Source organism: Pedobacter sp. 10L46_2, from assembly GCF_056395165.1.
On record NZ_JBFTIZ010000043.1, the window covers coordinates 1 to 26,741 of the forward strand.

The 26,741-nt window shown below is 37.0% G+C and carries 25 protein-coding genes; 2 read left to right on the top strand and 23 right to left on the bottom strand.

Going from position 1 to position 26,741, the window contains the following annotated elements; genetic code table 11:
* Positions 1 to 126: 126 nt before the first annotated feature.
* Positions 127 to 2,463 (top strand): SLBB domain-containing protein, encoded by a 2,337-nt coding sequence (locus AC1DDX_RS07025; RefSeq protein WP_477621896.1) that lies wholly within the window; start codon positions 127 to 129, stop codon positions 2,461 to 2,463.
* A 1-nt stretch (position 2,464) separates the two neighbouring features.
* Positions 2,465 to 3,550 (top strand): hypothetical protein, encoded by a 1,086-nt coding sequence (locus tag AC1DDX_RS07030; protein WP_337718055.1) that lies wholly within the window; start codon positions 2,465 to 2,467, stop codon positions 3,548 to 3,550.
* Here the strand turns inward: AC1DDX_RS07030 and AC1DDX_RS07035 are convergent.
* From AC1DDX_RS07035 to AC1DDX_RS07145, 23 genes are all read right to left on the bottom strand, one after another.
* Complete coding sequence (locus tag AC1DDX_RS07035) at positions 3,510 to 5,216, bottom strand: capsule assembly Wzi family protein (protein ID WP_337718053.1); 1,707 nt, start codon at positions 5,214 to 5,216, stop codon at positions 3,510 to 3,512. The genes AC1DDX_RS07030 and AC1DDX_RS07035 overlap by 41 nt on opposite strands.
* A 12-nt stretch (positions 5,217 to 5,228) precedes the next feature.
* Positions 5,229 to 6,917: a capsule assembly Wzi family protein gene (locus AC1DDX_RS07040; RefSeq protein WP_337718052.1), complete on the bottom strand. Its 1,689-nt coding sequence runs from the start codon at positions 6,915 to 6,917 to the stop codon at positions 5,229 to 5,231.
* Positions 6,914 to 7,567, bottom strand: a complete 654-nt coding sequence (locus AC1DDX_RS07045) for a hypothetical protein (RefSeq protein ID WP_337718050.1) — start codon at positions 7,565 to 7,567, stop codon at positions 6,914 to 6,916. The genes AC1DDX_RS07040 and AC1DDX_RS07045 overlap by 4 nt, the downstream gene beginning before the upstream one ends.
* Positions 7,568 to 7,693: 126 nt before the next feature.
* Positions 7,694 to 8,839: an MraY family glycosyltransferase gene (locus AC1DDX_RS07050; protein ID WP_337718048.1), complete on the bottom strand. Its 1,146-nt coding sequence runs from the start codon at positions 8,837 to 8,839 to the stop codon at positions 7,694 to 7,696.
* Between the two features lie 143 nt (positions 8,840 to 8,982).
* Positions 8,983 to 10,116 (bottom strand): glycosyltransferase family 4 protein, encoded by a 1,134-nt coding sequence (locus tag AC1DDX_RS07055; RefSeq protein WP_477621897.1) that lies wholly within the window; start codon positions 10,114 to 10,116, stop codon positions 8,983 to 8,985.
* The gene (gene wecB / locus AC1DDX_RS07060) at positions 10,113 to 11,249 is read right to left on the bottom strand and encodes a non-hydrolyzing UDP-N-acetylglucosamine 2-epimerase (RefSeq protein ID WP_337718044.1); all 1,137 of its coding nucleotides are present in this window, start codon (positions 11,247 to 11,249) and stop codon (positions 10,113 to 10,115) included. The genes AC1DDX_RS07055 and wecB overlap by 4 nt, the downstream gene beginning before the upstream one ends.
* A gap of 22 nt (positions 11,250 to 11,271) precedes the next feature.
* Positions 11,272 to 12,396: a polysaccharide biosynthesis C-terminal domain-containing protein gene (locus tag AC1DDX_RS07065; RefSeq protein WP_477621898.1), complete on the bottom strand. Its 1,125-nt coding sequence runs from the start codon at positions 12,394 to 12,396 to the stop codon at positions 11,272 to 11,274.
* 9 nt (positions 12,397 to 12,405) lie between these two features.
* Positions 12,406 to 12,831, bottom strand: a complete 426-nt coding sequence (locus tag AC1DDX_RS07070; protein ID WP_337718041.1) for a WxcM-like domain-containing protein — start codon at positions 12,829 to 12,831, stop codon at positions 12,406 to 12,408.
* A gap of 6 nt (positions 12,832 to 12,837) precedes the next feature.
* Positions 12,838 to 13,872: a polysaccharide biosynthesis protein gene (locus tag AC1DDX_RS07075; protein ID WP_337718039.1), complete on the bottom strand. Its 1,035-nt coding sequence runs from the start codon at positions 13,870 to 13,872 to the stop codon at positions 12,838 to 12,840.
* 20 nt (positions 13,873 to 13,892) lie between these two features.
* Positions 13,893 to 14,672: an AglZ/HisF2 family acetamidino modification protein gene (locus AC1DDX_RS07080; protein ID WP_337718036.1), complete on the bottom strand. Its 780-nt coding sequence runs from the start codon at positions 14,670 to 14,672 to the stop codon at positions 13,893 to 13,895.
* Positions 14,672 to 15,286, bottom strand: a complete 615-nt coding sequence (gene hisH, locus AC1DDX_RS07085) for an imidazole glycerol phosphate synthase subunit HisH (protein ID WP_337718034.1) — start codon at positions 15,284 to 15,286, stop codon at positions 14,672 to 14,674. Before hisH ends, AC1DDX_RS07080 begins: the two co-directional genes overlap by 1 nt.
* Positions 15,283 to 16,425 (bottom strand): N-acetyl sugar amidotransferase, encoded by a 1,143-nt coding sequence (locus tag AC1DDX_RS07090; protein WP_477621899.1) that lies wholly within the window; start codon positions 16,423 to 16,425, stop codon positions 15,283 to 15,285. Before AC1DDX_RS07090 ends, hisH begins: the two co-directional genes overlap by 4 nt.
* Positions 16,426 to 16,468: 43 nt before the next feature.
* On the bottom strand, positions 16,469 to 17,212 hold the full coding sequence (locus tag AC1DDX_RS07095; RefSeq protein WP_337718030.1) for a glycosyltransferase: 744 nt from the start codon (positions 17,210 to 17,212) through the stop codon (positions 16,469 to 16,471).
* A gap of 18 nt (positions 17,213 to 17,230) precedes the next feature.
* The gene (locus AC1DDX_RS07100) at positions 17,231 to 18,124 is read right to left on the bottom strand and encodes a rhamnosyltransferase (protein WP_337718029.1); all 894 of its coding nucleotides are present in this window, start codon (positions 18,122 to 18,124) and stop codon (positions 17,231 to 17,233) included.
* Positions 18,103 to 19,179: a hypothetical protein gene (locus AC1DDX_RS07105; protein ID WP_337718027.1), complete on the bottom strand. Its 1,077-nt coding sequence runs from the start codon at positions 19,177 to 19,179 to the stop codon at positions 18,103 to 18,105. The genes AC1DDX_RS07100 and AC1DDX_RS07105 overlap by 22 nt, the downstream gene beginning before the upstream one ends.
* Before the next feature lie 122 nt (positions 19,180 to 19,301).
* Entirely contained in the window at positions 19,302 to 20,462 is a 1,161-nt protein-coding gene (locus AC1DDX_RS07110; RefSeq protein ID WP_337718025.1) for a glycosyltransferase, read from the bottom strand.
* A complete protein-coding gene (locus AC1DDX_RS07115) occupies positions 20,459 to 21,373 on the bottom strand; it encodes an NAD-dependent epimerase/dehydratase family protein (RefSeq protein WP_337718023.1) in 915 nt (304 codons plus the stop codon). The genes AC1DDX_RS07110 and AC1DDX_RS07115 overlap by 4 nt, the downstream gene beginning before the upstream one ends.
* Positions 21,374 to 21,465: 92 nt before the next feature.
* A complete protein-coding gene (locus AC1DDX_RS07120) occupies positions 21,466 to 22,155 on the bottom strand; it encodes an acyltransferase (protein ID WP_337718021.1) in 690 nt (229 codons plus the stop codon).
* Between the two features lie 10 nt (positions 22,156 to 22,165).
* Positions 22,166 to 23,344 carry a polysialyltransferase family glycosyltransferase gene (locus AC1DDX_RS07125; RefSeq protein WP_337718019.1) on the bottom strand — a complete coding sequence of 393 codons (1,179 nt, stop codon included), beginning with the start codon at positions 23,342 to 23,344 and terminating at the stop codon, positions 22,166 to 22,168.
* A 77-nt stretch (positions 23,345 to 23,421) separates the two neighbouring features.
* A complete protein-coding gene (locus AC1DDX_RS07130; protein WP_337718017.1) occupies positions 23,422 to 23,958 on the bottom strand; it encodes an acyltransferase in 537 nt (178 codons plus the stop codon).
* Positions 23,939 to 25,222 (bottom strand): oligosaccharide flippase family protein, encoded by a 1,284-nt coding sequence (locus AC1DDX_RS07135; RefSeq protein WP_337718014.1) that lies wholly within the window; start codon positions 25,220 to 25,222, stop codon positions 23,939 to 23,941. The genes AC1DDX_RS07130 and AC1DDX_RS07135 overlap by 20 nt, the downstream gene beginning before the upstream one ends.
* Positions 25,223 to 25,441: 219 nt before the next feature.
* Positions 25,442 to 25,759: a polysaccharide biosynthesis protein gene (locus AC1DDX_RS07140; protein WP_337718012.1), complete on the bottom strand. Its 318-nt coding sequence runs from the start codon at positions 25,757 to 25,759 to the stop codon at positions 25,442 to 25,444.
* 5 nt (positions 25,760 to 25,764) lie between these two features.
* The coding region (locus tag AC1DDX_RS07145; protein WP_477621900.1) for a lipopolysaccharide biosynthesis protein at positions 25,765 to 26,741 on the bottom strand (977 nt) is incomplete at its 5' end.

A 26,741-nucleotide genomic window follows, 5' to 3' on the forward strand; every position in this document is an offset into this window, starting at 1 on the left:
ATGCACCAGGATGGAGTAATAAGACCTGCTCTGCAAACATCCGCTGTTCCAAACGAGTTTAAGTTCGGCGTATCTTATGGCTTTTAACCCTGAATACTTATATTTGTCATTTATCATAATATCTACATGAACAATAAATTACCCTTTTATATTCTTTTCATTTTCTTCCTCGCTACTTCTTTCCGAAGTAACGCGCAGTCTATATCCATGAGTGATATTCAGAATGTAAAAGTAAGCCAGTTGTCGGATGAGCAAATTGGACAAGCCTGGAAAAAGTTACAGGAATCAGGGGTTCCGGAAAGCGAAGCCTATAAGCTGATGATCCAAAAAGGAATGCCTGCCACAGAAGTAGAAGAATTTAAAAATAGGGTGACCTTACTTGGTTTGAACAAAAAACAGGTGAAATTAAACTCATCTCCCCAAAAACCAAATGTAGATTATACAAGAGATACGGCCCAAACGGTGATAAAACCTTATGTAGCTCCAAAACCGGCTCCCGTGCCTGAAGCGCCGCTAAATGTTTATGGAATGGAGTTCTTTAACCAGACCGCCATAAAATTTGAACCGAATTTCAGTATGGCTACGCCTAAGAGCTATGTATTGGGGCCAGGTGATGAGCTGATTGTGCTGGTTACTGGATTAAACGAAAGCAGTGTACGTACCAGGATCACTCCTGAGGGAAATGTACAAATCCCATATGCAGGTATTGTTTACCTGAATGGTTTTACGATAGAGCAGGCAACAAGTCTGATCCGTAATAAAATGACCAAGGTATATCCTGCATTGCGAAATGGACAAACGCAGCTGGCCGTAAACCTGGGCAGTACCCGCAGCATTAAGGTTACGCTGGTTGGAGAAGTAAAAACTCCGGGTTCCTACACTTTATCATCTTTATCGACCTTGTTTAATGCGCTATACAATTCAGGCGGTCCAAATAACAATGGTTCCTTAAGAAATATTGAATTACTAAGAAATAATAAAGTCTATAAAACAGTCGATTTTTACAACTTTTTGCAAAACGGCTTAATGGACGGAAACACCAGGTTGGAAGATCAGGATGTGATCCGTATCCCGGTTTACAAAAAGAGAGTTGGGATTAAAGGTGAAGTTAAAAGACCCGCCATTTATGAGCTTAAAGAAAACGAACAACTGGAAGACCTAATTAAATATGCAGGCGGATTTACAGATGTGGCTTATCGTGGCATCGCTAAAGTAGRTCAGGTAAATGAGCTACAAAGAGAGGTAAAAGATGTGCCTTCTTCTTTGTACAAGAATTTTACACCTAACAATGGTGACCTGGTACAAATTGGTGCGATTACCGAAAGATACACCAATAGAGTTGTTCTAGAAGGCGCGGTATACAGACCGGGCACTTATGAGCTTACAGCAGGCTTAAGCCTTGCTGAGTTGCTAAAAACAGCTCAGGGATTAAAACCCGAAGCTTATATGGAGCGTGGACACATCAAAAGAACATTGACCACCCTGGAGAAAGAGCTGATCTCTTTTAATCCGGCAGATGTGGTGAATGGAAAAAATGATATTCCATTGATGAGAGAAGATTCTATTATGGTTCAGGACAGGGCTGTTTTCACTTCTGCCCAGAATGTAACCGTTGCGGGGTTTGTTAAGCTTCCTGCCGCATTTACGTATAGAAAAGGCATGAAACTGGCAGATGTAATTGCGATGGCGGGCGGTTTTCAGGATGAAGCTGCTGAGCATCATGTAGAGATCTCGAGAATCATTAAAAACAGTTCAGATAGCGTTGCCAACCAATTGGTGAAGACCTTTACCATAAATATGAATCAAACCTCAGGTGAAGCGCAGGAACTGGAGCTGGAGCCGATGGATTATATTTATGTTCCAAGACTGGTAAACTACCGCGCGCTTGGCAACATCAGTGTGAAGGGTGAGGTATTGTTCCCTGGTGATTACGCCGTGCAAAGAAGGGATGAAACGGCATTGGATCTTTTACAAAGAGCCGGTGGGTTGAGTCCTTATGGCGCTCTAGAGAATGCCCAGGTATTTAGAAAAGGCGTACGCGTGAACCTGGATCTGACCAATAAAAGCCAGGATCCAAAAGTAAAGACCAGCATGATCCTTTTACCGGGCGACAGTATCTATATACCTCGCCAGATCTCTTTTGTAGAAGTTGCAGGGGCAGTAAATAACCCTCAGTTTGTAGATTATAATGGCCGGAGCTTTAAGTATTATATCAATGCGGCTGCCGGAACAAAAGAAAATGCACGATTGAAAGGTGCTTATGTAAAGTATCCTGACGGATTAAACAAACCTGTAAGGCGTTTCTTGTTTTTCCGTAATTACCCATCTGTGAAGCCGGGAAGTAAGATTATAGTACCGGAAAAAGATCCAAACAACAGGTTTAAGCTTGGCTTTGCTGAAATCACCGGGATTACATCGGCGCTGACTGCATTGATCAGTTTAATCGCTATTTTAAACAAATAACATGGCCCAGGAAAATCCATATCCATACGAGCCCGAGTTCTCTTTAAGCAAAGTAATCGGAAACCGCATAAATGACCTTAAATACGTTTTCAGTTTTAAAAAACTGTTGGCCGCTGCAATTATTACGGGAGCACTGCTTGGTGCTTTAAGCGCCTGGGTATGGACACCTTCTTATACGGCAAGGTTAACTTTTGTGATTGATGACGCCAAATCATCAGGAGCTGGTGGACTTGCGGCCTTAGCAGGGCAGTTTGGCTTTAGTATGGACGGAATTGGTGGTGGTAGTGGCGTGCTGGCCGGTGATAATGTACAAGAGCTGGTAAAGAGCCAGAAATTAATTAAGGCCACCTTGCTTTCCAGTTATGATACCACACAAACCAGATCCCTGGCCGATCGTTATGCCGAAGTAAATAAGCTAAACAAAAAATGGCTTAAATACAGTAAGGATGGAAAGATCATCACTTTTCCGGTTAATGGTAAGCAATATACCCGAATTCAGGACAGTCTTTTACATGTAATGACCGAACAGATCCTTGGTGGTGAGTTTGGCATTGCAAAAACCGATAAAAAGCTTGGCTTTTTTGAGGTAAATACCACCATGAAAGATGAGAGGCTGGCACAACTATTCTGTACCCGCATCATTAAACAAGCGACGGATTTCTATATCCGTACCAAAACCAGCAGGTTAAGAAGTAATGTAAATCGTTTACAGCACCGGGCAGACAGCATTGGACTGATCTTAAATCGTAAGACGTATGCGGCTTCCTCTGCTAGTCAGGCTTTGTTAGACCTGAATCCGGCTTATGCGTCAGCTAATGCTACTGCGGAAGTAAAGGAACGTGATAAGATTGTTTTAAGTACTATTTTTACTGAAACGGTTAAGAACCTGGAGGTAAGTAAAACCATGTTGGCTCAGGAAACCCCAACGGTACAGATTGTAGATGAACCTGAACTACCATTAAAGAAAAACCGGTTAAAATACTCAATGGGTATATTAACCGGTATGCTTATAGGAGGAATTGCCTGTGGTTTCTATATTCTTCTATTTAGAAGCGATAAGAAACACCCAGTTCCCCATGAAAGTTAAATACGCCGTTGTGCGGGATGTAATACCTGTCGGAAGTTGGATCGTAATCTTTTAACCTCCATTGGTAATTCATGGATCTGATTCCTTGCAATTTTGCATTGAATAGGAGATTTCCGTAATTCCATTCGCCTTGAGCGGCTAGTGCGAAATCTACCCATCTTCTACTTTGGCCATCCAAGTCGTTAATAGAACCGTAATAAAAGTCCATATTATGCTCATAACGTTCAAATGAAAGACCTAATTTCTTTAAACCTTTAACCCAGCTCACATCTAGTGACTGAAGATTGCCTCCAGGGCCAACACCAGCACCCAATACCTGTCCTTCGTTAGTATAGCCATCCAATACACCACTATGGGTATACCAGCTTCCTGCTTCTCTTACCAAGCGATCGGGTGATTGAGACATTTGGGTAATTTCCGCATTAAAGGAAATAAATTCGTCCTTACGTGCCTTCAACGGCACTAATTTCCTTACCCCAAATAGATATGCCCTGGAATGATCCGGAGAGCCGATAAAATCCCTAAAATTATAGGAATTGTCGTTAATTCCATATTCGAAATAAACCTCTGCCTTTGCCTTAGTAAATATCCAGCGTGCATATAAAGAAGTCAATTGGTCACGATCAAAAGGATCCCCATCATCAGTTTTAACCTTTTGAAAAGGGGTAAAGAAAGGGAAATAGTCTTTAAAGCCACTTAGATCAGAATGGTAAGCATGAAAAGCTCTGGTAAAACCAAGAAACAATCCAGGTACCCATTTAGGTTGAAAACTGACATTCAAGGCAGAAAGATATCGCCAATCATCCTTCCTTTCTCTTAATAAATTCTCACCGTTGGCAGCATTCTGCACCTCTAATGGCGGCAAACCTGAAGCATTCAATCGACCCGCTATAATCTGCGCTTCAAAAGATCCTATATAAGTATGAATTGGACGTACGGTATTCAAAGTGATATGCTTAAACCCAGCAGCACTATTACTCATCAATAAAGAGTTGCGCATACCAGGCCCCCACCATAAATTTTCATTGGAGACGCCAATTGACGCAGGACCAATTGTTAAGCGGATACTGCTTTGCCCCCATAAGACCTTATTATAAGCACCAGCACCAAAACGTTCAGGAAGATCAGTAGCGGTATATCTTGCATAATACCTTCGAAGTTCAACATCTGAACGATCGAGAGCAAAACCATCAAAGCTTTTATTAGCAGCATATACAAATTCAGGTTGTAGCTGAATGCTTAAAGGGCCAATTTTTGCGAAGAAGCCTCCTGTGATCAAAGATTGATACCCACGAGCCGGGATCATCGCACCGTCGTTCCAACCATAAGGATGATGGGAGTTGAATTGCTGCTGCCAGCTAAAGGGTAAAATCTGGAACTTTCCCTTTCCATTTGCAAAAGAAAGCGGGCCGTCAAACTTCAACCAGCCATCTTCCCGCAATGAGCTATCCGGATCAAATACATTGTGCACTTTAAATGCTTCGGTAGGAAATAATGGCCTGCTTGTAAAGGATACTGTCGAGTCGAGCTCTCCTAGTAGCTGTTTTCTGCGATAATAGTCTTCCAAGACCGGTGTTCCAACAGGAAGTGACTGCGCCTGTGTCTGGGTTAAGTTTAAACCACTGCAAATAACAACAGTAAGGATTGAGTAATATATCTTCTTCATTGTAATGCCTGATTAAAAACGATAGGTAACACCTGCCTGAACCTGTAAATTAAAAGCACCTCTTCCATTTACCCAAATCGGATCATTAGGCCCCTGAAACAAATACCATTGATAATTTAAGGACTTTATCCCTTGCAATTTCGCATTGAAAATGAAATTCTTATAATTCCATTCCCCATTTGCCGCGAGGCTCAGGTCAGTCCAATGCCTTCTGGGGTCAACACTATCCTCATAGGCATAAAAGTAAAAATCGTTATTGTGAACGTAGCGTTCTAATTGCAATCCTATTCTCTTTAGTCCCTTAAACCAACTCACGTCTAATGACTGTAGGTTTCCGCCCGGCCCAATGCCTGCGCCAAGCACTTCTCCCCGATTGGTATAACCATGTCGGATGCTTTTACTCAGGTACCAGCTATTGACCGTTCTGATCTTATCTGCTGAGGTTTCCTGCATTTGCGTAACTTCCACATTGATCATGATGTTCTCATCTCTTGATTTGTTGAAGGGAAGAATTTTTCTAAGCCCAAAAAGATAGGCTCTGGATTGCTGTGGTTCAAGCAGTGCGCCACGCAAATCCTGTGTGGAATTGCTGTGTCCATACTCGAAGTAAATTTCGGCATGTTCCTCAGGCCATAGCCACCGCATAAATATGGAACTGTGCTCATCCCGTTGGTTAAGGGATTCATCTCCTACTACCCGTTTTACCCTGGAGAAGAAAGGAAGATAATCGCCAAAGCTGTTCAGGTCATCGCTATAGGTTTGGGCAGTTCTAGTTATGCCCAGAAATAATCCCGGAATCCACTTAGGTCGGTAGGTAACAACAAGCCCCGATAAATAACGCCAATCGTTTCTTTTTGGAACATACAATGGATTAAAAAAATATTCACGTTCAGGTTCAAGCGCTCCAAAACCTGATGACTCCAGTCTTCCGGCAATTAACTGGCCTTCAAAAGATCCAATTGGTGTGGAAATCGGTTTCCTGGTATTTAAGGTTAAGTGTTTAAAGCCCGGGGCGGTATTGCTCATCAGAAGAGAACTACGCATGCCGGGTCCCCACCAAAGATTCTCTGTTGAAAGGCCGAATGATAGGGCTTTGTAATTTAACCTGATGCTACTTTGGCCCCAATAAGCTTTATTGTAGGCACTTTTTCCGAACCTGGCCGGAAGGTCTATATTGTTATAAAAGTCGTAATACCTTGCGGCAATTACGTCATAATGATCCTTATCAAAGGTATCAAACCCAGTATTTGCGGCCAAGACCACTTCAGGTCTGAATTGAATGGTAAACGGTCCGTACTCGGCATAAATCCCTGCACTTAAAACAGTTTGTAAGCCCTTTGCAGGAATCATCGCCCCGTCGTTCCATCCATATGGATGGTGTGTGTTTATTTGATTTTGAATGCCTAAGGGCAGAAGCATGGCTTTAAACTTGCCAGAATCCAAACCCCAGCTATGATCAGCATCGAGCAGGTTATACCGTGTTTCATCTTCCAGGTAAAACACATCCTTTTTACCAAAAGCTGATTTAGGCATCACCGGCCTTACCATAAAGGAAACGCTGGAATCCAATTGCCCAAGGAGCTGGCTACGTCTGTAATAATCTTCTGCACCAGGCGTTCCAACGGGTAAAGATTGAGCCGTTGATTTGAAATTAAAGCTTCCCGCTAATAAAATCAGGGTGGTTAATTTTAAGTATCTCATAACCTGATTGCTTTAATTTTAATATTATCGACCGACCAACTTTCGTCGCATTTAGGATCAGGAGCATTGCTTTGCTTTAACTGATCAACACATTTCAGGATTAGCTTTTGATCGGAATGTTTGATTTGTTTAACAATTTTATACAAAGAGGTTCCTCCTACTACACCTGCCATATTACAAACTCCCGGAAGATTTCTATTAGCAGCACCGGTTTTAGGATTGTTGTTGTTATTTGGATAATTGTGCGGATAAGACTGAGGCTCACAAAAAGTACCGGTTCCGCAGGGCACATTAGAGAACGTTGTTCTGATGTAACTCTTTCCATCCAGCATCATCTCCCAAAAATCCGGGCCGTCAACTATGCCATCTTCACCTTCCTTATTCCCATCCCAGGCATCATGGATATAGAGATCAAAAGAGATTTCGACCAAATCATGTTCCGGTAGCTTGCTCAACGATAGCTCAAACCCGCTATTGTTGTATCTACCCAGTACTTTAGAGTTGTTGAACGTTTCGATCTCTCCACCGGAAATACCGGTCAGATTACTTTGTTCAAAATCATTACTATAGACTTCAGCTTGGTTGCGATAGTCCTTTGCGCAGGATCCAAACAAGATCAGACACAAAAAAAATAATAGACATTTATTCATTAAATAGCTTTTTCTTCATACAGGTATTCATCGGATTCTATGCACACAACTTTAATGCCGTATTTTGGAAAACACAACGATCCCAGTTTTGCACCGCAAACTTACCGTTTTAATAAGGGAAGGAGGTTAATTTTCTGAGATTTTCTCAAGAACCCGTTCAGCAAAGCTTTTATCTGCTTCAGCCATTTTATCTACTTGAGTTGAAGTAGTTAACAAACGAGCCCTCTTTCTAATGATATTTATAGACAGACTTAAGACACCATTTAAGCTTAGCATCAACAGCATGATCAATGAGATCAGCTGTGCATCACCTATATTTTGTAAAGCCAGTGCAGTAATAATAAAAACAACATTTACAGAGGCGAGTACTAATGTTGCCTGCACATGGCTTAAACCCAGTGAGAGCAAGCGATGATGGATATGATTGCTATCTGCAGTAAATGGAGAGGTGCCACGCATGATTCTTAATGTAAAAACACGTAAGGTATCAAAAACGGGTATAATTAAAATCGCAGAGACCATCCCCATGCCTGAGGTGACTACAAATGGCCCGGCCATTACGTTTTCAGTAAGACTTATGGTCATAAACTTAATACTCAGCACAGCAGCAATGAACCCTAACAGTAGTGAGCCTGAATCTCCCATAAAGATCCTTGCGGGAGTTACGTTAAAAAATAAAAACCCAAGAAGTGCTCCAGCCAATGCAGTTGCCAGATAAGCCCATCCCAAATCCCCTGATTTATAAAAAAGCACCCCAAATGCTACGCAAAGAATTAATCCAATTGATCCTGCAAGCCCATCGATCCCATCAATTAGATTAAAAGCATTAACAATGCCGACGATAAAAAAGACAGTTAAAGTTATACTTGCATAGTAAGGCAGATCATAAACTCCAAACACCCCATGCATGTCTGTTATTCTTATGTTTGCAACCATAGCCACAATAAAAGCACTTGCGAACTGTGCAACAAATTTGATACCCGGGCCCAAACCAATGATATCATCCTTTAATCCGATCATAAAAAGTACCAAACCTGCACCCATTAAAACATTAGCCTCTGGCAATATCTGTGACGGAATAAATATGGAGCAGGAAAAAAGAAACCCCGTAAAAATGGCTACGCCACCAAAGTTTGGAATAATACGTTTATGTATCTTTCTGGACTCATTTGGATCATCAAACAGCCGTTTTCTCAGTGAAACAGTTATTATAGGTGGAATAGCAAAAGCTACAACCAGAAGACTTGTAAGGTAGATTAGGGTGAAAAGCATAGGTAAGCGTTTTATGTGAGAGCAAAGAACTGTAATAGTGTCAAAATTAAAGAAAATTATCTGATATCACCTACTAGTGATATTATTTAATTTCAAACAGAAATATGGCCCGATTCTTTCTAACCGATATAGACTGAATTAATTTACTTCAAAATTTCCACAACCTCCTCACATTTTTCTTGAAAAGTCTCACTATCTACCAAAAAAGCACAATTTGCCGCATCAAGAAAATTATGAATAGGTGTGTGCTTTCCTGATATTACCAGTAATGGTTTACTACAAGCCAATATAGTGTAGACTTTGGATGGAAAACCTTGACCTTCCATCTCCCTGGACATAAATATAAAATGAATGTCTGCATACGAAATTAAACCTGGCATTTGCGAACGCGGTTGATAAGGTACTAAATGAATATTGGTTAGCTTTTCAGTTTTAATTTCATTTTCCAAATAAGCTTTCATAACACCCTCCCCAATGACCCAAAACTCCACATTAAAACCTACCAATCTCTTGGCTATCTCTAATAGTGGTCCCCAATCTTGAGCCAAGCCAATATTACCAGCATACATCACTTTTAAAATCCCTCTTTTTTCAGGAAACAAATTAACATCTAAGCAACTCTTATCATGTAGGATAGGCTTAAACAATTCTGTGTCAACAAAATTTGGGATAACATGCAATTTGGAAGGATTTTTAAATCTGGGTTTTATTGTTTCATAAAAGACAGAATCAATTGTTGTTACTGCACTCGATTTATTGTAGACAAATCTTTCCAAAAGTCTAAGTAAGTTATAAAAAGGTTTAGACTTCAAGCTTCCCTGGTTAATCAAAAGATCCGGGTAAATTTCCTGAACATTATAAATAACTTTCGCCCCCTTTAATTTAGCAATAAGAATATTAATCATTCCTATTGTAAGCGGTGGAGAGGGAGATAATATCAAAGAAATATTCTTTTGCATTAATCCTAGAATTAGTGCCAAAAAATGCCAGTACAAAAAACCTACCATCCGCAATACCGTACTTTTAAATTTTTTTTGAGGAATGTGAATTACCCTGATATTATGAAATTTACTTTCATAGTAAAGTCCAAAAAATTTTGGATTTAATGGTTGTTGGGATAATTCTTCTTCCAAAATATTATAATGAGGGGTTGTAGTTAATACCACAACTTCATATCCACTTTCAAAGAATTTTAAAGCGATATCATTATATAAATAAGCTGTGGAAACCCCATCAGGACTAAATACTAGCGAATGTATTAAAATCTTTTTTTTCATTCAGACCACACAACTCTTTTAACGTAATCAACATAACTTATAATTATTCTAACCATTTTATCAGAAACATTGGGCATAGAATAATCGGCTACCTTTCTAAAACTTCTTTCTTCTCCTCTCTTTTGGTACTGTAATTGAACCAATGCTTGCATAATGCGTTCAGGATTCATACCAACCATCATCACTGAAGCTTCTTCCATAGCTTCAGGGCGTTCATGGGCTTCTCTAAGATTTAATGCAGGAAAATTAAGTGTCGATGACTCTTCTGAAATTGTACCACTATCGGACAGAACTGCATATGAATTCATTTGCAGCGCGTTATAATCGTTAAAACCCATAGGTTTAAGAAATTGGATTTCAGGCATCATTTCAATCCTCTTTGCTTCTATCATATTTCTTGTTCTTGGATGGGTACTAACAATAATAGGATAACCATATTTAGCAGCGATAAGATTTAAACTATGCATTAAGTTTACAAAGTTCTTTTCACTACTAATATTTTCTTCCCGATGAGAAGATACAACAAAGTATTTTTGTTCCTCCAAATTTAGACGCTTTAAAACATCAGAACTTTCAATTTTAGGTAGGTAGTGATTTAGTACCTCAAACATTGGAGAACCTGTTTTAATGATCCTATCGGCTGGCAATCCCTCACGCAAAAGGTATTCTCTGGCAATATCACTATAGGTAAGGTTTACATCTGATACATGATCCACGATTTTTCTGTTGGTTTCTTCAGGCACACGCTGATCAAAACAGCGATTCCCTGCTTCCATATGAAATATAGGTATGTGACGTTTCTTTGCCGGAATAGCACATAAACAAGAGTTTGTATCTCCCAAGACCAGAAAGGCATCTGGTTTTTCACTTTCGAGCAAAGGATCAATTTTAATTAAGATTTGTCCAACGGTCTCTGTAGCTGTAGCTCCTGCTGCATTCAGAAAAAAATCCGGCTTACGGATATCCAGATCATCAAAAAAGATGTGATTTAATTCATAATCATAGTTTTGTCCAGTGTGCACAATAACATGTTCAATTGCTTCAGAGGCATCAAGGGCGGCCATGACTCTTGCAAGCCTGATAATTTCGGGCCTAGTGCCAACCACTGTCATCACTTTAAGCTTTTCTCTCATTTAATTTGATGTTTATTTTTTATTAAACCGTCTCGAAATAAGTATCGGGGTCATCCTGATTAAAAAATTCATTGATCCAAAAATTGGTATATAGTTCTTCATCTCCTATATTCTTTATATTATGGGTATACCATATTGGCATATCAACATAAGCAGGTTCATTCCCATCCAGATAGAAGTCAAATACATCCTCTGTTCCAATTTTACGTAGCTGTATCAAGGCTTTGCCTTTAATTACAGCAAAACGTTCAATTTTACGGGTGTGAAAGTGATTGCCTCTGGTAATCCCAGGAACAGTAGTAGAAAAAGATACTTGTCCGCCAACATTTAACCTTATTACTTCAACAAAGATACCCCTTGGATCTGCATGTTTCACAAACTTTACAGGATAGTGATTTCGAATGTCCATATAACATCTGAAAGTATTAAATAGGTTTAGTTCAAATAAGTCCTTTAACTCCGGTATTATTCCTGCGTCTAGATATTGGGATTTAAAAATTTCCAAAAGAGCCAATATCTCCGAAACCTTCTTTTGATCTGTATGTGGAACAACAAGTATATTCTCCCCAGTCTCTTTCACTATTTCAGAAATTATTACATCTATTAAATCTCCAATATAAATAAGCTTGACGTCCGTATCTTTTTCTATTTTAGGTTGCTCATTGTGACTTAACTGATGAGAAAACGTGGCGATAAAAGAATTATAATAAGGTTTTCCGAAAGGCCCAAAGACATTCGGAATAACCATCCCGGTAAATTTACCCCCAGATTTATCTGCCCATTTCGTTAACAACTCCCTACCCTCTTTTTTACTTTTACCATATAAATTTTCATTTTCTTCTTGTGAAGAAGATGAAAACAAAACATGAGCTTTACTCTGACAGGTTTCTAGTGCCAGAATAATTTTTTTAACAAGATCAATATTAGTATTATATATAACTTCCGGATCCGGATGTCTATTCATCGCAGCTAAATGAACAATAACATCACACTGAGCAACAAAATCATTAAGTTTCGTTTGATTGTCAAAGTCATCCCTGTTAAAATCTATTCGTTCAAATTCCTCAGGAGRAAGACCCAAAGTATTATATAGGTATTGTCCTACAAACCCATCTTGTCCTGTTATTCCTACTCTTAATTTATTCATTTATAAAGTTCACTTCCAATTCGTAAAATAATCGCTGGGATATTGATAATTATCATTCACCGCATTCTCAATGCCAAAATCAGCATATACAATAAACTTGGCATCACGTTCTAAAGCCTTGAATCCTGTTGCATAACCAACAGGCACATGAAGTACTTGGGGTTTATCGGCAGATAACACATAAACTTCCAATTGCAGATCAGGATTGGGGTTTACCCAATCATCTATTTTAACTAAACTGACCTCAAAACTACCTTCAACTACATAGAACCAACGCTGTTCTAATTTATGCGCCCTCCATCCTCTTTTAACAGAAGGATCTATATGAGTAATCAGATACATTCTTTTTACTTCAGACATGTCAAAATCATTAACGTGATCTAATCTACCACGGCTATCGACATGTTTTCCCCCATTTAACACTTGTACTTTCATATCTATTTATCCAGGGTATTGAATGACATTAATATCTTCAAAAACTTCCTTCCTAATTAAAGGCAGATTAGATAATAATTTTTTCATACCATCTACCCCCAGCTGCTCAGTATTGTGGGAATGATAATCTTCTATTTTGGAAATGTCTGTTTCTCCCTCGGAGAAATATTGAGCATAATTTAAGTCCCGATTATCTGCAGGTATACGATAAAAGTCGCCCAAGTCTTCAGCTTTGACCATTTCTTCTCGAGTACATAGCGTTTCATATAGCTTTTCACCGTGACGTGTTCCTATAATCTTTACTTCATTGTCGGCATGGCAAAGCTGTTTTAGTGCCTCAGCCAAGTCACCTATAGTTCCCGCCGGCGCTTTATTAACAAAAAGATCCCCTGAATTACCGTTTTCAAAAGCAAAGAGTACCAGGTCAACCGCATCCTCCAATGACATTAGAAATCGTGTCATATTTGGATCGGTAATAGTAATGGGCTGCCCTTCCTGAATCTGCTTTAAGAATAAGGGAATTACTGACCCTCTTGAAGCCATTACATTACCATACCTTGTTAAACAAACCGTAGTCTCAGCCGAATTTCGGGAGGCCGCAATAGCTACTTTTTCCATTAAAGCCTTTGAAATTCCCATTGCGTTAATAGGATAAGCAGCTTTATCAGTACTTAAACAAATTACTTTCTGCACTTTATTAACTACTGCAGCATCAATTACATTTTGAGTACCAAATACATTTGTTTTGGTCGCTTCTATTGGGAAAAATTCACAGGAAGGAACCTGTTTTAAGGCCGCAGCATGAAAGACATAATCAACACCATGCATTGCTCGTTCAATACTCCCATAGTCCCTTACGTCCCCAATATAAAACTTCAACTTATCATTTTTAAGCTGATTGCGCATATCATCTTGTTTCTTCTCATCCCTACTAAAAATACGAATTTCTTTAAAATGATCAGTATGCAAGAATCGTTGTAGTACTGCGTTTCCAAATGAACCAGTGCCACCTGTAATCAATAAAGCTTTATTTTTTAACATCTGTTTTTTCTAATACTAGCTTAATTAAATTTAAAATTACTCTTTATAAGTGCATCCTTTTCCTCAGGACTAGGATAGTTTATTAACACGGCTTTATATACCCCTTTAAAAACAAATAAACTCCCTGCAGATGCACCTATGATACCAAACTGACTAATTAGCTGACCAATATCATCAAGCGAACCAGCACCTCCCAGAACGGTTAAAGGCAGGGTGATACTCTCTCTCATCTTTTCAGCAAGGTTCATATCATATCCTTTCATCATTCCATCATTGTCAATAAAGTTGATTACGACTTCACCGGCTCCATACTTTTGTACTTGCTTCGCTAGCTCAAATGGATTTTTACCAGTTCCTTTTTTTCCATTGTTAATGTATACTTCGTATCCTCCTAACAATTTCTTTTTAACGTCAATAACGACTACCACACTTTGATTTCCTACACGCTCGGCTATCCTACTAACTAACATGGGATCATTTACTGCTGCAGAACTAATTGCAATTTTCTCCACACCCAAACTGAAGATATGCTGAGCCTGTTCAGCAGTTTTAACGCCGCCGCCATAACATAAAGGCATTCTACATTCTGCAGCTAGATTTTCAATCATCTTATAATCCGGCTCTCGATTAAGCACAGATGCATCAATATCAAAAACTGAAAGCTCATCAACATGCTTCTCATTAAAAATCCTTACCGCATTTATAGGGTCGCCCACATATTTTGGGTCTTTAAATTTTACTGTTTTAACGAGGCCCTTATCATGAACCAATAGACATGGTATTATTCTAGGTCTTAACATTACAAATCTGAGAAATTTTTTAAAAGTTTGATTCCGTATTCATGACTTTTTTCAGGATGAAACTGAACACCGTAAACATTTTTCTTATTAACAGCACAGGTAAATTCTATGCCATAGTCAGCTGTCGAGATAGCATCCTCAGATTGATTACATTCAAAATAATAAGAATGCAGAAAATAAAATTTAGCATTGTGCTCCAATCCCCTCATTAGAGGATTTTCTTTAATGATATGAATGTCATTCCAGCCCATATGAGGTAAATGTGTTTTGAATTTTATTTTGCTTTCGTCAAACTTTTTAACACTGGAATTGATCCATCCAAGACCGGGAAGCTGACCTTCGTCACTTGATTTTGCCAGCATCTGCATGCCCACACAAATACCAACCACAGGAAGCTTCTTTTCCAGCACTAACTCATCCAATCTTTGTCTCATTCCAGATGCATCCAGCTGACTCATAGCATGATCAAATGCGCCAACACCAGGTAGAATCAGTTTGTCTACATGCTCCAGATCTTCTGCCTTTTGAGCTATTTTGAAAGGTACATTTAACTTTTTATAAATATTAGCAAATGCGCGAATATTCCCAACACCATAATCTATAATTGCAATCACCTGAATAATCTTTTTTCTAAGCCCAATGTCCTCATTACTCTGGTTCCCAGAGTTATAATTCCTTTTTTGTTTTTGTAATCCCTGTAAGTTTTATTCTGACCATCAAAAATGGCTTGTAACTCGGCTACAGTAAGGTCCAGCTTGTTTGCAACGTATTCAAACTCCTGCTTTAAAATTTGCTCGTCCAATTCTGGTTTAGAGATTCTAGTTAGTGCTTCCTCTCTTGTCATCTGACCAGTTAGAATCAAGCTAGAGAAGTGTGCGCGCCTTTTTTCGAAACMAAATTTTCTAGGTAACCAATAGTCTTCATAAAATCTAGTAAAGCGGGATTCATGATGTTTGTGCTGGAATTTTTGCCATCCAAATTTATCCAGGAGCAATTGCTCAACTTCCTTTTTGTTAAACGGAACCAGATCCAATGGCTTAAACACCTGCATTCCTAAAACATATTTATAATATATTTTATACTTTAAAATATCTACAATTGGGAAGGTTTTTAACGGTCTTTTTCCAAAACGCGTGTGTATATCATTGACTAAAGTCTCATCAATACCAGCATAGCCACCCCATTCCTCAGGTTCTCTGCAGCATTCAGTAGATATATTTGATCCGGTTAAGACGTATTTTATCTTATTTTTTTTCGCGAATTTGTAAAGTGCCGAAAAAAAGGCATAATCCTGTACCAAATCCTGATCGGGTATTTGCGACCTTAAAAATGCGACCTGTAAATCTTTCATTTCCTCCCAGTTGATAACTTCTGTATATAAGTCCAGTCCCAAGCCATCCACTAATTTTTCAATATTTCCAACGGCTTGTTGTGTATTCCAACCAGCATCAACGTGGAAAATCAAAGGTCTTAGCCCCATCTTCTCTTTAGCAATGTAAGCCAAATAAGAACTATCTAAGCCTCCACTCATGCCAATAATACAATCGAAAGGTTTGCCTACTCCTTGCTGTTTTATCTTTTCAGCCATCCTCATCAACTCAGTCTCTCCATTGTGGTCAGTCTTCCAGTTCGGCAGGATGACATCATGGAAATTGTAGTAATAATCACTTATGCCATCTTTATCAAAGACAATTTTTGGATCTGATGTATCCATAATCGTTTTTGTACAGATCTGGTATGCTCTTTGAATCATATTTTTATCTTCCTATTATTAAATATTTTACCAAAAAAGGTTCTTAATCGACAAACAATTTACTTCGTCTTATTCTAACTGAAATTTCAAACAGACTTTTGGCAAAAATCCATCTTGATCTTAATTTCGCGAAAAGACTTCTATTCACTATACTGGCATTATTTCCATGAATTCTCCTATTAAATGTCTCCTCATCAAGATGTACATTCGATTTTAACAAATTCGCTGCCATTGCAATCCAAAGATCATGTGATTCAACATATTCTGGGATAGGTAAAATAACCTCAATAAGTCTTTTAGAGAAAGCCATGGCACAACCATAATAGTTTGTTTTGCCAGTAAAAATAGCCAAAATATTTTTTAAATAATTATCAGAATCCACGGAATGGACACCATCTAAATAATATTCCAATGGATTCCCATTCACATCCATGAAACCAGAATTAGAAGAAACCAACAATCGTTTACCTGATAAGAGTTCTTTTTTCATTAATTCGACTCTTCCTGCTATCCAAACGTCATCTTGATCCGCCATGAAAATTACATCATGGTTTGCCAATGAGATGGAACGCCCAAAGGAATACACATGTCCTCTATTTGTATCATTGATAAAAATTTTAATTCTGTCATCCTTGATAGATTTTAATACTTCGATTGTTCTATCTTTAGAACAATCATCCACAACAATAACTTCATCATCCGCGGACAATTGGTATAAAATAGACTCCAGCTGCTCCAGCAAAAATTTTTCCCCATTATAGGTTGCAATACAGACACTAATTCTCAAAATGGTAGTTTTTATAATTTATTTTTTACCTGTTATCCCTTTTATCCCATCTAAAATTCCATACATATAGCTTTTTATATAGTCCTGTTTTTTCTTTACCGCAAAAATAAATAACAGCTGATGAACCATAGCAGCTACGATCTCTTTAACTGCTAAAGCCTTGGGTATATCTGCTTTCCTTAGTAACAAAAAAGGATTTCTCACTTTATAATAGCTCCTTTGAGCACTGTGGATGAATCCTCTCATTACGCCTAAATTAATAGAGGTTTCTCCAATAGAATGTCTCATAATTGCCTGTGGAACAATCTCAATTGGAATATTATTTCTACGACACCTTATTGACCACTCAATATCTACAAAATCTATAAAAAAAGCCTCATCCATCACTCCAGCAATATCAAAAACCGCTATAGTAGCTGCCGAACCAGATGATATAATCACGTCTACAGGATAAGGTGCCTGTTTCCCTGTACTATATATTTTTTTTAGCAACCCGAACCGGCTAAACCTAAAAGAAGGATACTCATAACCCTGCTTCGCATCAAAAAATACCGAAGCTACCACCTTTGGTGTCCCAATAACCAGCGGTGCCAATAGCGCCGATAAGAAATTCAGCTCAATTTGCGAATCCTGATCAAAAAACACAATGGTGTCTGCACCTTGCTTTACCGCATAATCAATCCCAACATTCTGCGCATGAGCAATACCTTCATTAGTTCCTAAGTCCAGAACAGACACTTCAGCTACTTTCGAAAACTTATCCAAACCACCATTTCCGGAGTTATCTACGAAAACGACATTACAATTGCTTTGAATAAGCACCTTGCACAGATTGGCAACATGATCAAAATCAGGATTGTAAGTTACAATTACAGCAAAAACTTTCATCTTCAAATTACGACAGGTTTCCATACATCGATGTTACTATCACTCCCTGGTTGAAGGGGTTTTTCACTATTTAATATTTTCGACCAATACCACAGTACAGTTAACAAGCCGTAAGAATTAAACATAATTGGATTGGTAAAGGAGTTGATTAAGTAAAGCACAAAAATTAGTGTATAAAACCTATTTTCACCAATATAAGCGCGAAGATTTTTTATTGGAAAGAATATTGCCGTGTACAAAATTGGCGTTAGTATAAATCCAAAATATCGAAGCATATCTAGCGGTGTAACTTCAGTATGGGCCTTCATTACACCCGATCCAGATGAATAATAAAAAGAGGCTAGCCCATTACCAATAAAAAAATTAGTCCAGTCCAGTTGATCAAAGAATGAAGTGATATGCCCTATTTTCACACTATTTGACTCTTCACCTGAACTAAACAGGACGGTATTGGCAATCAAGTAGCCAAATACAGAAACAACAATTGGAATACTAATCAGTACAAAGATTATTTTGGTCGACAGCCTCAAATTAAGAAAATAAATTACGATCAAACTAATTAAGGAAACCATCCACAAACCTCGCGAGGCGCTAGCGACAATAGCGGGAAATATCACCAGCATTCCAAGAATATTTTTACGCTTTTTATCCTTTAAGTAACTTAGAAAAAACAATGCAAAAGGAAGATATAGAAAAGGTACTGTACCTATATGAAAACTTAAGGTTGCTTCTTCAGAAAAATCTCTTAAACCGTAAGAACCAGCACTATAATTATCGAAAATAAAAGTTAGAACGTTTGATATTGGATTACCAGGAAAAGTAACTACAGCTAAAAAGAAGACCCCTGTAAATACGGAAAGCCACATTCCTGATCGTTTTACAATCCTATCTATATCAATTTGATACCGATGAATTGGATATATCAAGAAAAGAACTGCGACAGAAACCATAAACTGGTTGCTTAATGCTCTGTCTGCCACCCCAAAAAAAGACAATAAAAATCCAAATAAAAATATGCAAAATACAACTATTGGTGCCGATGTATAAATCCTGTTTTTAGCATCTAGATTAAACAGCATAATGCCAATTATGGATAAAAAACAGAATTTATTTAAAATAAAAACAGGAACAAGCAATGTGGAGATAAAAAACATCACCATCAAAGAATTAATCACCTTACTTGTTCTCATTGTTTCTGCCATTATGATGGTAGGAGCTGATCTATTATTGCCTTATAATCATCAGCAAAAGCGCGTGTGCGGTTATCAAGATTAATTAATAATTGCTCCTTTCTATTTTGTAAATTCATCTGATCAGCATTTAACCATAGGTCCTCCATGATACTAGCCAGTTCAATTTTATCTGTAGGGTCAAAATAAAAAGCATTCGAAGGATCTTGCTCCTGATGTACATTTATATTTGACAATATGATGGATTTACCTATACTTTTTGATTCTTCAACAGTAGAACTCCAGCCTTCAAAAAACGAAGGATTGATTACCGCTACAGCTTCTTTTATCAACTGAAGTACATCCTTATAAGGAATCAGCCCTAAGAAAGAAACGTTCTCAGTTAATTGATGATCTTCAACATATTTCCTCAGCATTTCCACATGCTGATTTTTACTTCTAAAATCATTCATTAAACCGCTGGTCAGCACTTTAACATCCAAACCTTTTTTCTTCAATTCCTTCACTGCCTTGAAGACAATCAAGTGGTTCTTATGCTCCCAAAATTGATTCGGAAGATAAAAATATTTGCCCTTTACATATTGACTAATATCTATAGGCTCATCATATTTAAGTATATCGGGCTGGGAAACGAAGTGGAGCACACTAACCTTGCTTTCATCTTTAGGATAAACACTAACCAGATCCTTTAACGCATCAAAACTACTGACAACAATTCTATCACTCTTTAAAATCCATTCTTTATGCAAACGATGTTCAAGCTTCAATTGCTTATGTGTCCACAACTTTGGATAATGCAGATACTGAAAATCAGGTATCCAGTTTATAGTCTTTATAGAATCTCCAGGAAAAACATAATTAGAATGAGAGATGACGTTTATTTTATATTTCTTTAAAAGACGATAAGTCAGCGGGTCGAAATTAAAAAACTTCTGACTAACCTTACTAATTAACCAGGGAAACGTTTTACGCTGTATGATTTTGGTATGTATTATTTTAGCATAATCCTTAAACAAAGTAATGTATTCCTCCTCCAAATCACTCGGTACGAAAAGATAAATCTCTATCTCTTTGCTATGAAATTTATGTATTGCATAAAGCAAGTTCTTAATATAGTTGATCCCTCCCTTATATTCAACTGGAAAGCCCAATAAAAATCCTACTCTGATCATGATGTTAATCCTTTATAATATTTAACATAACCTTCCAATCCGTCTTCGACATCTATTTCAGGTTTCCAACCAAGACTCAATGCCTTTGTAATATCCGCCCAAAAATAAATTGGATCCCCCTCTTTGGTTGCTCCATTAAACTTAACTGACACCGGTTTATTAAAATGACTACATAAATCACTGATGACTTTCTGAATCTCAATACTTCGCCCAGATCCACCATTGATCACATCATAGCCCTTAACATGTTCTGAGAACATTCGCAAGAGCCGCGCTGCATCACTAATATTTAGCCAATCCCTAGTTTCTTTTCCTGTACCGAAAAATACAACCACATCGGATTCTTGTATTTTTCTACAGGCATCCCATAATAATTGCTTTTTTAATCCAGCCCCATATATGGAGAAATAACGTATTATGCCCACTTGAATATTAAAATTGTTATGGTAAGAAAGACAAAGTTGCTCCGCAATTTTCTTATGAAATCCATAAGGGGATACCGGTACAGACTCCATACTTTCCTTGATAGGTATATTTCCTAAATTCCCCTGAACTGCCGGACTAGAAGGATAAATAAACTTACATTGAGGATTTCTAAGCCTGATAAACTCCAATAAAGATAAAGTACTTTGAACACTTTTCTGGAAATCTTCATAAGGATTCTCATGAGAAAAACCTACAGAACCACTTCCTCCACAATGAACTATGACATCGAACTCCTGATTTACATTCAATAAGGCTTCAAATGTGATGGTTGTCTCGTGCCACTCGTCAATCCCCCATTTGGTGTACTCATCCTGATACCATTTACCATGACCTATTCCAACAACATAAGCGCCATTTGCTTTAAATTCTTTGGCAACATTACGTCCTAAAAATCCGTAGGCGCCTGTTATTAATACATTTTTCATTTATTTCAATTTTATGGTCAGCTCATAAAAATATGACTGGATCTTCCATCGTATTACTTTTAAAACTTTTTAGCGTCTATTTTTATACCCTTCTAAAGATCACCATATTCATGCGAGGCTGAATGGTAACCAAGAGGTAAATCTTTAGAATGCTTTATTAAACTGCCCAAATATGTCCTCTCATCATGATAAATGGATGTTAGCTGCTGCTCTCCTTTTTCCCAGCATCCTGAATCAAAATTAAAAGTCCTTACTATCCTCGCTGGATTTCCTACTACCATACTAAAAGGAGGAATATCTTTGGTAATTAAGGTCTTTGCCCCTATTACACACCCGTGACCTATATTTATGTTGCCAATTACACTAACATCATGCCCAAGCCAACAGTTTACACCGATCCTAATCGTTTTTTCATAACTATTACCTGAAAGGGCATACGGAACTAAAGGATTATCAAAAATATGATCACTACAAATGAAAGAGCATTTATTTCCAAATATACAGTAATCTCCTATGACAATAGACTTACCGACTGAAAAAAAACTATCTCTTCCAATATAGCTATTACGCCCAATCTCCAGCTGAATATCCTTATTATCCCTATTATTTATGGTGAATAAAGTATCTCCACCAATTGTGCAGTTATCTTTTATTAAAACATTCTCCATGCCCAATATTTGTACATTCGGTCCAAAAAAAACCTTGGAAGAGATATTTGATAAAAAACGTCTTTTAAATCTACTTTTACGATTTAAAATCAAGGCTTTTATATAATTCAACATAGTTCTACAATTAGTTAGGAGTTTTCCATAATGCTGACTTCCCGTCCCACCTTTCCAAAGCATTTGTCGCATTTCTACAAAAAAGTTCCCCACGAACTAAGTGCGGAACTGAATCTCTAAATAAATATTTGTCTATTTTTTTCTCACTCAAAGGCATTATCGAATCTTTGTTATAAAAGTATTTTAAGCTCACTACACTAGAAGAAAAAACAGGCAAAATACAACATTTTTCAATAAAAAGTAACCATAGTTCTATCGGATAAAGACTATACTCATTATTATCAATGAGTATAACTGTATACTGATCTTTTAATTTTTCATACAAATCCTTTAGGATAAGATTAGAAGCCCTCGGATGATTCTTCAAAATAATACATTTCCCAATCTCAGAAGTTTCTCGAATCACGTCTTCGTACAGCGACAACTCATTCTCATAATTTGTTAATCCTGAATTAGCCAAATTACTTGTTAAATACAAATGACTATTATTTGGTACATGATTTAGTATTTCATTACAGAAGTTAATTAAATCAGGTAATTGATTCACCATCTTCATAATTAAATCTGTCGCAAATGCTTTAGGAGGAACAATTAGATTTTTATGTGCTAAATATCTCCCGCTCCAATCCATAGGGAGAGTTAAGATCGTCAAATCAAAATTAATACGCTTTGGGTAATGATTATATAAGACTTTTTTTACAATCCCTTTAAGTATATTTAAAGGCCGATTCAAAAAATCACTAAATGAAGTCTTTAATGCATTTTCGTTTCCAACAAGACCAAATGAATCCCCATATTCAATGCTCAAAGCATTAGGATAAGCGTTCAAGATTAACTGAGTTCCAAAACTACCATAGTCCCGGGCAATCAATACGCTGTCAAAATCGATATTATCTAATTTTGATTTTAATTTTCTCTTGCATTTTGAATACCAATTTAATGAGAGATCTCTCATCTCAGTTTCGCTGATAAAAATTACATTATTCAAAGAGACAGCTTGTGCCATCATTTTTACAGAATTCAAAAATAAAGATTCATTATCCTTTGATACGCTTGTATCATAGAGTAAGATGGTGGTATCACTACTCTCTTTTTGAATCGACTCTTCATACCAACGAAGGGCAATATACGCTGCGAGAAACTGAGCTGTCCCTTGAATTGCGATTAATGACTTCTTGCTATTTTTCATGCTTTAAAATTAAAGGAGATAGGGTTAACCAAAACTCTTTGAGTTTCAGAAAATAAAACACACAGAACATATACATCTTATGTGCTTTTATCGAAATCTCCATATTTATTTATATTTTTGAATCTTAACACCTTAGCCGGAATGCCACCAACAATAGCAAAGTCGGGAACATCCTTAGTTACAACTGCATTTGCACCCACAACGGCATTTGATCCAATTGTAACACCCGGCGAAATAAAGACGTTCGCACCGATCCATACAGCATCTTTGATTATCACGCTCCCAAACTTACTTAGTTTTTTATCCGGAAAATTAAAATCTGAATCTACTTCAGCGGTATTTGTCCAGATTTTCAAAAATGGTCCAATGCTACAATTTTTACCAATTTCTACTTTTTCCCCTTTGCCAATCTGAATTATGGAGAACCGTCCTATATAACTATTTTCAGCAATATTAATTTCTCCATCGCCATAAAATAATATCCCTTCTCCATTAAAGAAAAAAGACTCATGGATATTATAGCTTGTTCTATAACTATCATATAAGTTAGCGTGATATGCCCCTTTTAGAATAGAATGCACTTTCGCTAAAATTTTATTTATAATTTTCATCATAATCTACTGTTGTTTTAGTAAAAGCTCCTAACCAAGGCAATGGATAAACACTATGACAAAAGCCCCCAACTGTAACAAAGAACACAAAGAAACTTATGCACGTTGCATAAGCTGCACCTATCGGTCCTAACCAGGGAATTAGAAAATAATTAAGACTCAGGTTAACAAAAACATTTAAGAATGAAACATAAAACAATACTTTGGTTTTCTTTAGATAGAAAATAATATTAGCAAATAATAAATATAGACCCTGAAAAAAATATCCGACAGTTATCCAAATTACGTATTTACTTCCTTCTATAAACTTCGGATCGATAAACCATTTAAACACTAAAGGGGTAACTAACCACACAAAAAAAACAACAAAGGCTAGAAGTGCTATAAATAACCAATATACTTTAACAACCTTTATTTTAGATGCCACCGTATTTTTAGCAAATAACTCATAACTAAAAGGCACAATTACCTGAGCAAACCCGGTACTCAAAATAGAGATGGCAGATCCGATCACATATCCAATGTTATAAATCCCTAACTGCTCTTTACTATAAAAATGATCGATAAACAAACGATCAGACATATTAATAACCATCCCACCTATAGCATGAGGTATTAACGGGAAACCAAACCATAAGGCATCCTTTACGTATTTGAAATTGATTTGTTTGATCAGGATTTTTCTTTTCTTGTACAGGATGAATATTCCTATAAGAGAGAATAAAAAAATAGAAAAGTACTGTCCAAGAAGCCTACCAGCATACCCAAATTTGAATACAATAACCAATAATAAAGAGAGCAAAACATTTATGGTAGAAGATGAAAGGCTAAAGACAACATAATTAATTGGTTCCTTCTTAATTTGAAAATCTACTAAAACCAAATTATTAAAAAAAGACAGAAAACAAAAAATAGGCACACACATGATCCAATATATTGATATCTTCAGATAATTCCCTATAAAAGAACCAAATACAAAAACCAATGAGAAAATGATAAGTGTTGAGATAAATGGCGAAAAAATAGCAGAAGAAAAATAACTGGGATAATTAGCTTTATCTTCTCTAAAATAAGCCACCGATATTGCCCCTTGAGCCCCAAGGGCAACTAACGGCATAGTAAAACTAAAAATTGAGGTAAGCAAAGACAAAGTCCCAAAATCTTTTGTGGTTAAATAGAATGTGAAGAGCGGTAGCAGAAGAAAGGCTATCGCTGCTTCTGTAAAGGAGGCAATAGTATAAAGGGAAAATGACTTAAATAATTTCATTCTATTTGTTAAAAATACTTAATAATACTCGGCTAGAACTCAACCTGCCATTGTATCAATATCAACACTTCTTTCTTCCGGCAATACTATCTTTTTAATTTTCTTAAATTCGTTTACATTGCTTTTTTTAATAAGCGTTAGCTCATTTAATACATAGATCAATTGAAAACAGTTTATCCATCACATTTTGTATGGCGGAATATTCTATTGGGACGTATACTACATTCTCGCCAGATGCGCGGCCTTTTTGCCGATCATCTCTAGCGCGAACGTCTGAAAATCACCATCTATATATCCGAAAGAGCTTCTAATATCACGTACCAGCTCTACCATCTTATTTTCACTAATATCAACCACATGAAGTTTTAATGGATTTCTTTTGAAGATCTCTTTTGCAACAGCTTGACCGATAGAACCGGCACCTCCAATAACTAAGAATTTAGAGATTCCTACAACATCGCTTAACTCCTGTTCACAAATATTGATGTCATTTTCGAATAATTCTTGCCTACGTCCAATTAAGTTTAAAATATCCATATCTTTTATTCTAGAATTTTTTTCAGAAGCCTTCTGCCTATTAAAACTAAACATATCAGGAATCCTGCTATTCCCCCTCCCGCAATAATCCCTCTTAATTTTCCGAACTTATCTTTCTCCAAAGGAAAGACAGGGTAATCAACAACCTGGATCAAAGGAGCTTCTTTACGAAGAGAAATTTTAGATAATTCCAGATTCTTAACTAACTCAGCAAGTATAGCTTTATTTGTTTCAGCATTAAACTGAGATTTCTGCACAGGTGCAATTCTTTGAGTTTGGCGAGTTGGATTCAAATTAGGAGTTGCATCCGCTACTTCAGCAGCTTTATAGATTGCCCCATTCATAACCATCCTTACGGAATCCGTTTTTTGTTGCAAAATAGAAATATTATCTAATGATTTTCTTGTCTTAGTCTGGACATAAAAATCATTTACATTTTTAACAATCTCATCATTGAAAGCTTTGGAAAAAAATTCATTTGAAGACTTAACCTCTACCTTAATTATACTTAATTTCTTATCAGGTTTTGAAACCTTTAAAATATTTGCATTAATACTCTGAACAATAATTCCTAAAACACTATCCTGTAACCGACTATATTTCAATGACTTTTTAAAATAGATGTTCTTTAGATTAGTAGATTTATCCCAGCTCTCTTTGAGCTTATTAAATTCGACATAAAGGTCTACCAATGGTACTTTTCGGTTTTCATATTGAACTTCAGTTAGTAATGTTTTCTCAATCATACTACGTGACTTATACAACTCAAGTATATTATCACCCTGAAAGATACCTCCGCTCCCACCAATATCAATTCCAGCTATGGATGCCAATCCACCTAGATTTCCTAACGCTCCTGCTGTATTTGATCCCCCATCCTCCAAAACAAAGGTTGTCGTAGCGGTGTAAACAGCTTTTTTGAAATAAGCATAAGTAAATCCCAATAAAGAACCTAATACGCCAAAAGCAAGTATAATAGCCC

What these genes read in the sequence shown, in the direction of transcription:
- wecB (WP_337718044.1), bottom strand. Translation starts at nt 11,249, where the DNA reads ATGAGAGAAAAGCTTAAAGTGATGACAGTGGTTGGCACTAGGCCCGAA.
- AC1DDX_RS07125 (WP_337718019.1), bottom strand. Translation starts at nt 23,344, where the DNA reads ATGAAAAATAGCAAGAAGTCATTAATCGCAATTCAAGGGACAGCTCAG.
- AC1DDX_RS07115 (WP_337718023.1), bottom strand. Translation starts at nt 21,373, where the DNA reads ATGAAAAATGTATTAATAACAGGCGCCTACGGATTTTTAGGACGTAAT.
- AC1DDX_RS07055 (WP_477621897.1), bottom strand. Translation starts at nt 10,116, where the DNA reads ATGAAAAAAAAGATTTTAATACATTCGCTAGTATTTAGTCCTGATGGG.
- AC1DDX_RS07070 (WP_337718041.1), bottom strand. Translation starts at nt 12,831, where the DNA reads ATGAAAGTACAAGTGTTAAATGGGGGAAAACATGTCGATAGCCGTGGT.
- AC1DDX_RS07030 (WP_337718055.1), top strand. Translation starts at nt 2,465, where the DNA reads ATGGCCCAGGAAAATCCATATCCATACGAGCCCGAGTTCTCTTTAAGC.
- AC1DDX_RS07045 (WP_337718050.1), bottom strand. Translation starts at nt 7,567, where the DNA reads ATGAATAAATGTCTATTATTTTTTTTGTGTCTGATCTTGTTTGGATCC.
- AC1DDX_RS07040 (WP_337718052.1), bottom strand. Translation starts at nt 6,917, where the DNA reads ATGAGATACTTAAAATTAACCACCCTGATTTTATTAGCGGGAAGCTTT.
- AC1DDX_RS07035 (WP_337718053.1), bottom strand. Translation starts at nt 5,216, where the DNA reads ATGAAGAAGATATATTACTCAATCCTTACTGTTGTTATTTGCAGTGGT.
- AC1DDX_RS07050 (WP_337718048.1), bottom strand. Translation starts at nt 8,839, where the DNA reads ATGCTTTTCACCCTAATCTACCTTACAAGTCTTCTGGTTGTAGCTTTT.
- AC1DDX_RS07075 (WP_337718039.1), bottom strand. Translation starts at nt 13,872, where the DNA reads ATGTTAAAAAATAAAGCTTTATTGATTACAGGTGGCACTGGTTCATTT.
- AC1DDX_RS07100 (WP_337718029.1), bottom strand. Translation starts at nt 18,124, where the DNA reads ATGGAAACCTGTCGTAATTTGAAGATGAAAGTTTTTGCTGTAATTGTA.
- AC1DDX_RS07080 (WP_337718036.1), bottom strand. Translation starts at nt 14,672, where the DNA reads ATGTTAAGACCTAGAATAATACCATGTCTATTGGTTCATGATAAGGGC.
- AC1DDX_RS07135 (WP_337718014.1), bottom strand. Translation starts at nt 25,222, where the DNA reads ATGAAATTATTTAAGTCATTTTCCCTTTATACTATTGCCTCCTTTACA.
- AC1DDX_RS07105 (WP_337718027.1), bottom strand. Translation starts at nt 19,179, where the DNA reads ATGCTGTTTAATCTAGATGCTAAAAACAGGATTTATACATCGGCACCA.
- AC1DDX_RS07110 (WP_337718025.1), bottom strand. Translation starts at nt 20,462, where the DNA reads ATGATCAGAGTAGGATTTTTATTGGGCTTTCCAGTTGAATATAAGGGA.
- AC1DDX_RS07140 (WP_337718012.1), bottom strand. Translation starts at nt 25,759, where the DNA reads ATGGATATTTTAAACTTAATTGGACGTAGGCAAGAATTATTCGAAAAT.
- AC1DDX_RS07120 (WP_337718021.1), bottom strand. Translation starts at nt 22,155, where the DNA reads ATGTTGAATTATATAAAAGCCTTGATTTTAAATCGTAAAAGTAGATTT.
- AC1DDX_RS07130 (WP_337718017.1), bottom strand. Translation starts at nt 23,958, where the DNA reads ATGATGAAAATTATAAATAAAATTTTAGCGAAAGTGCATTCTATTCTA.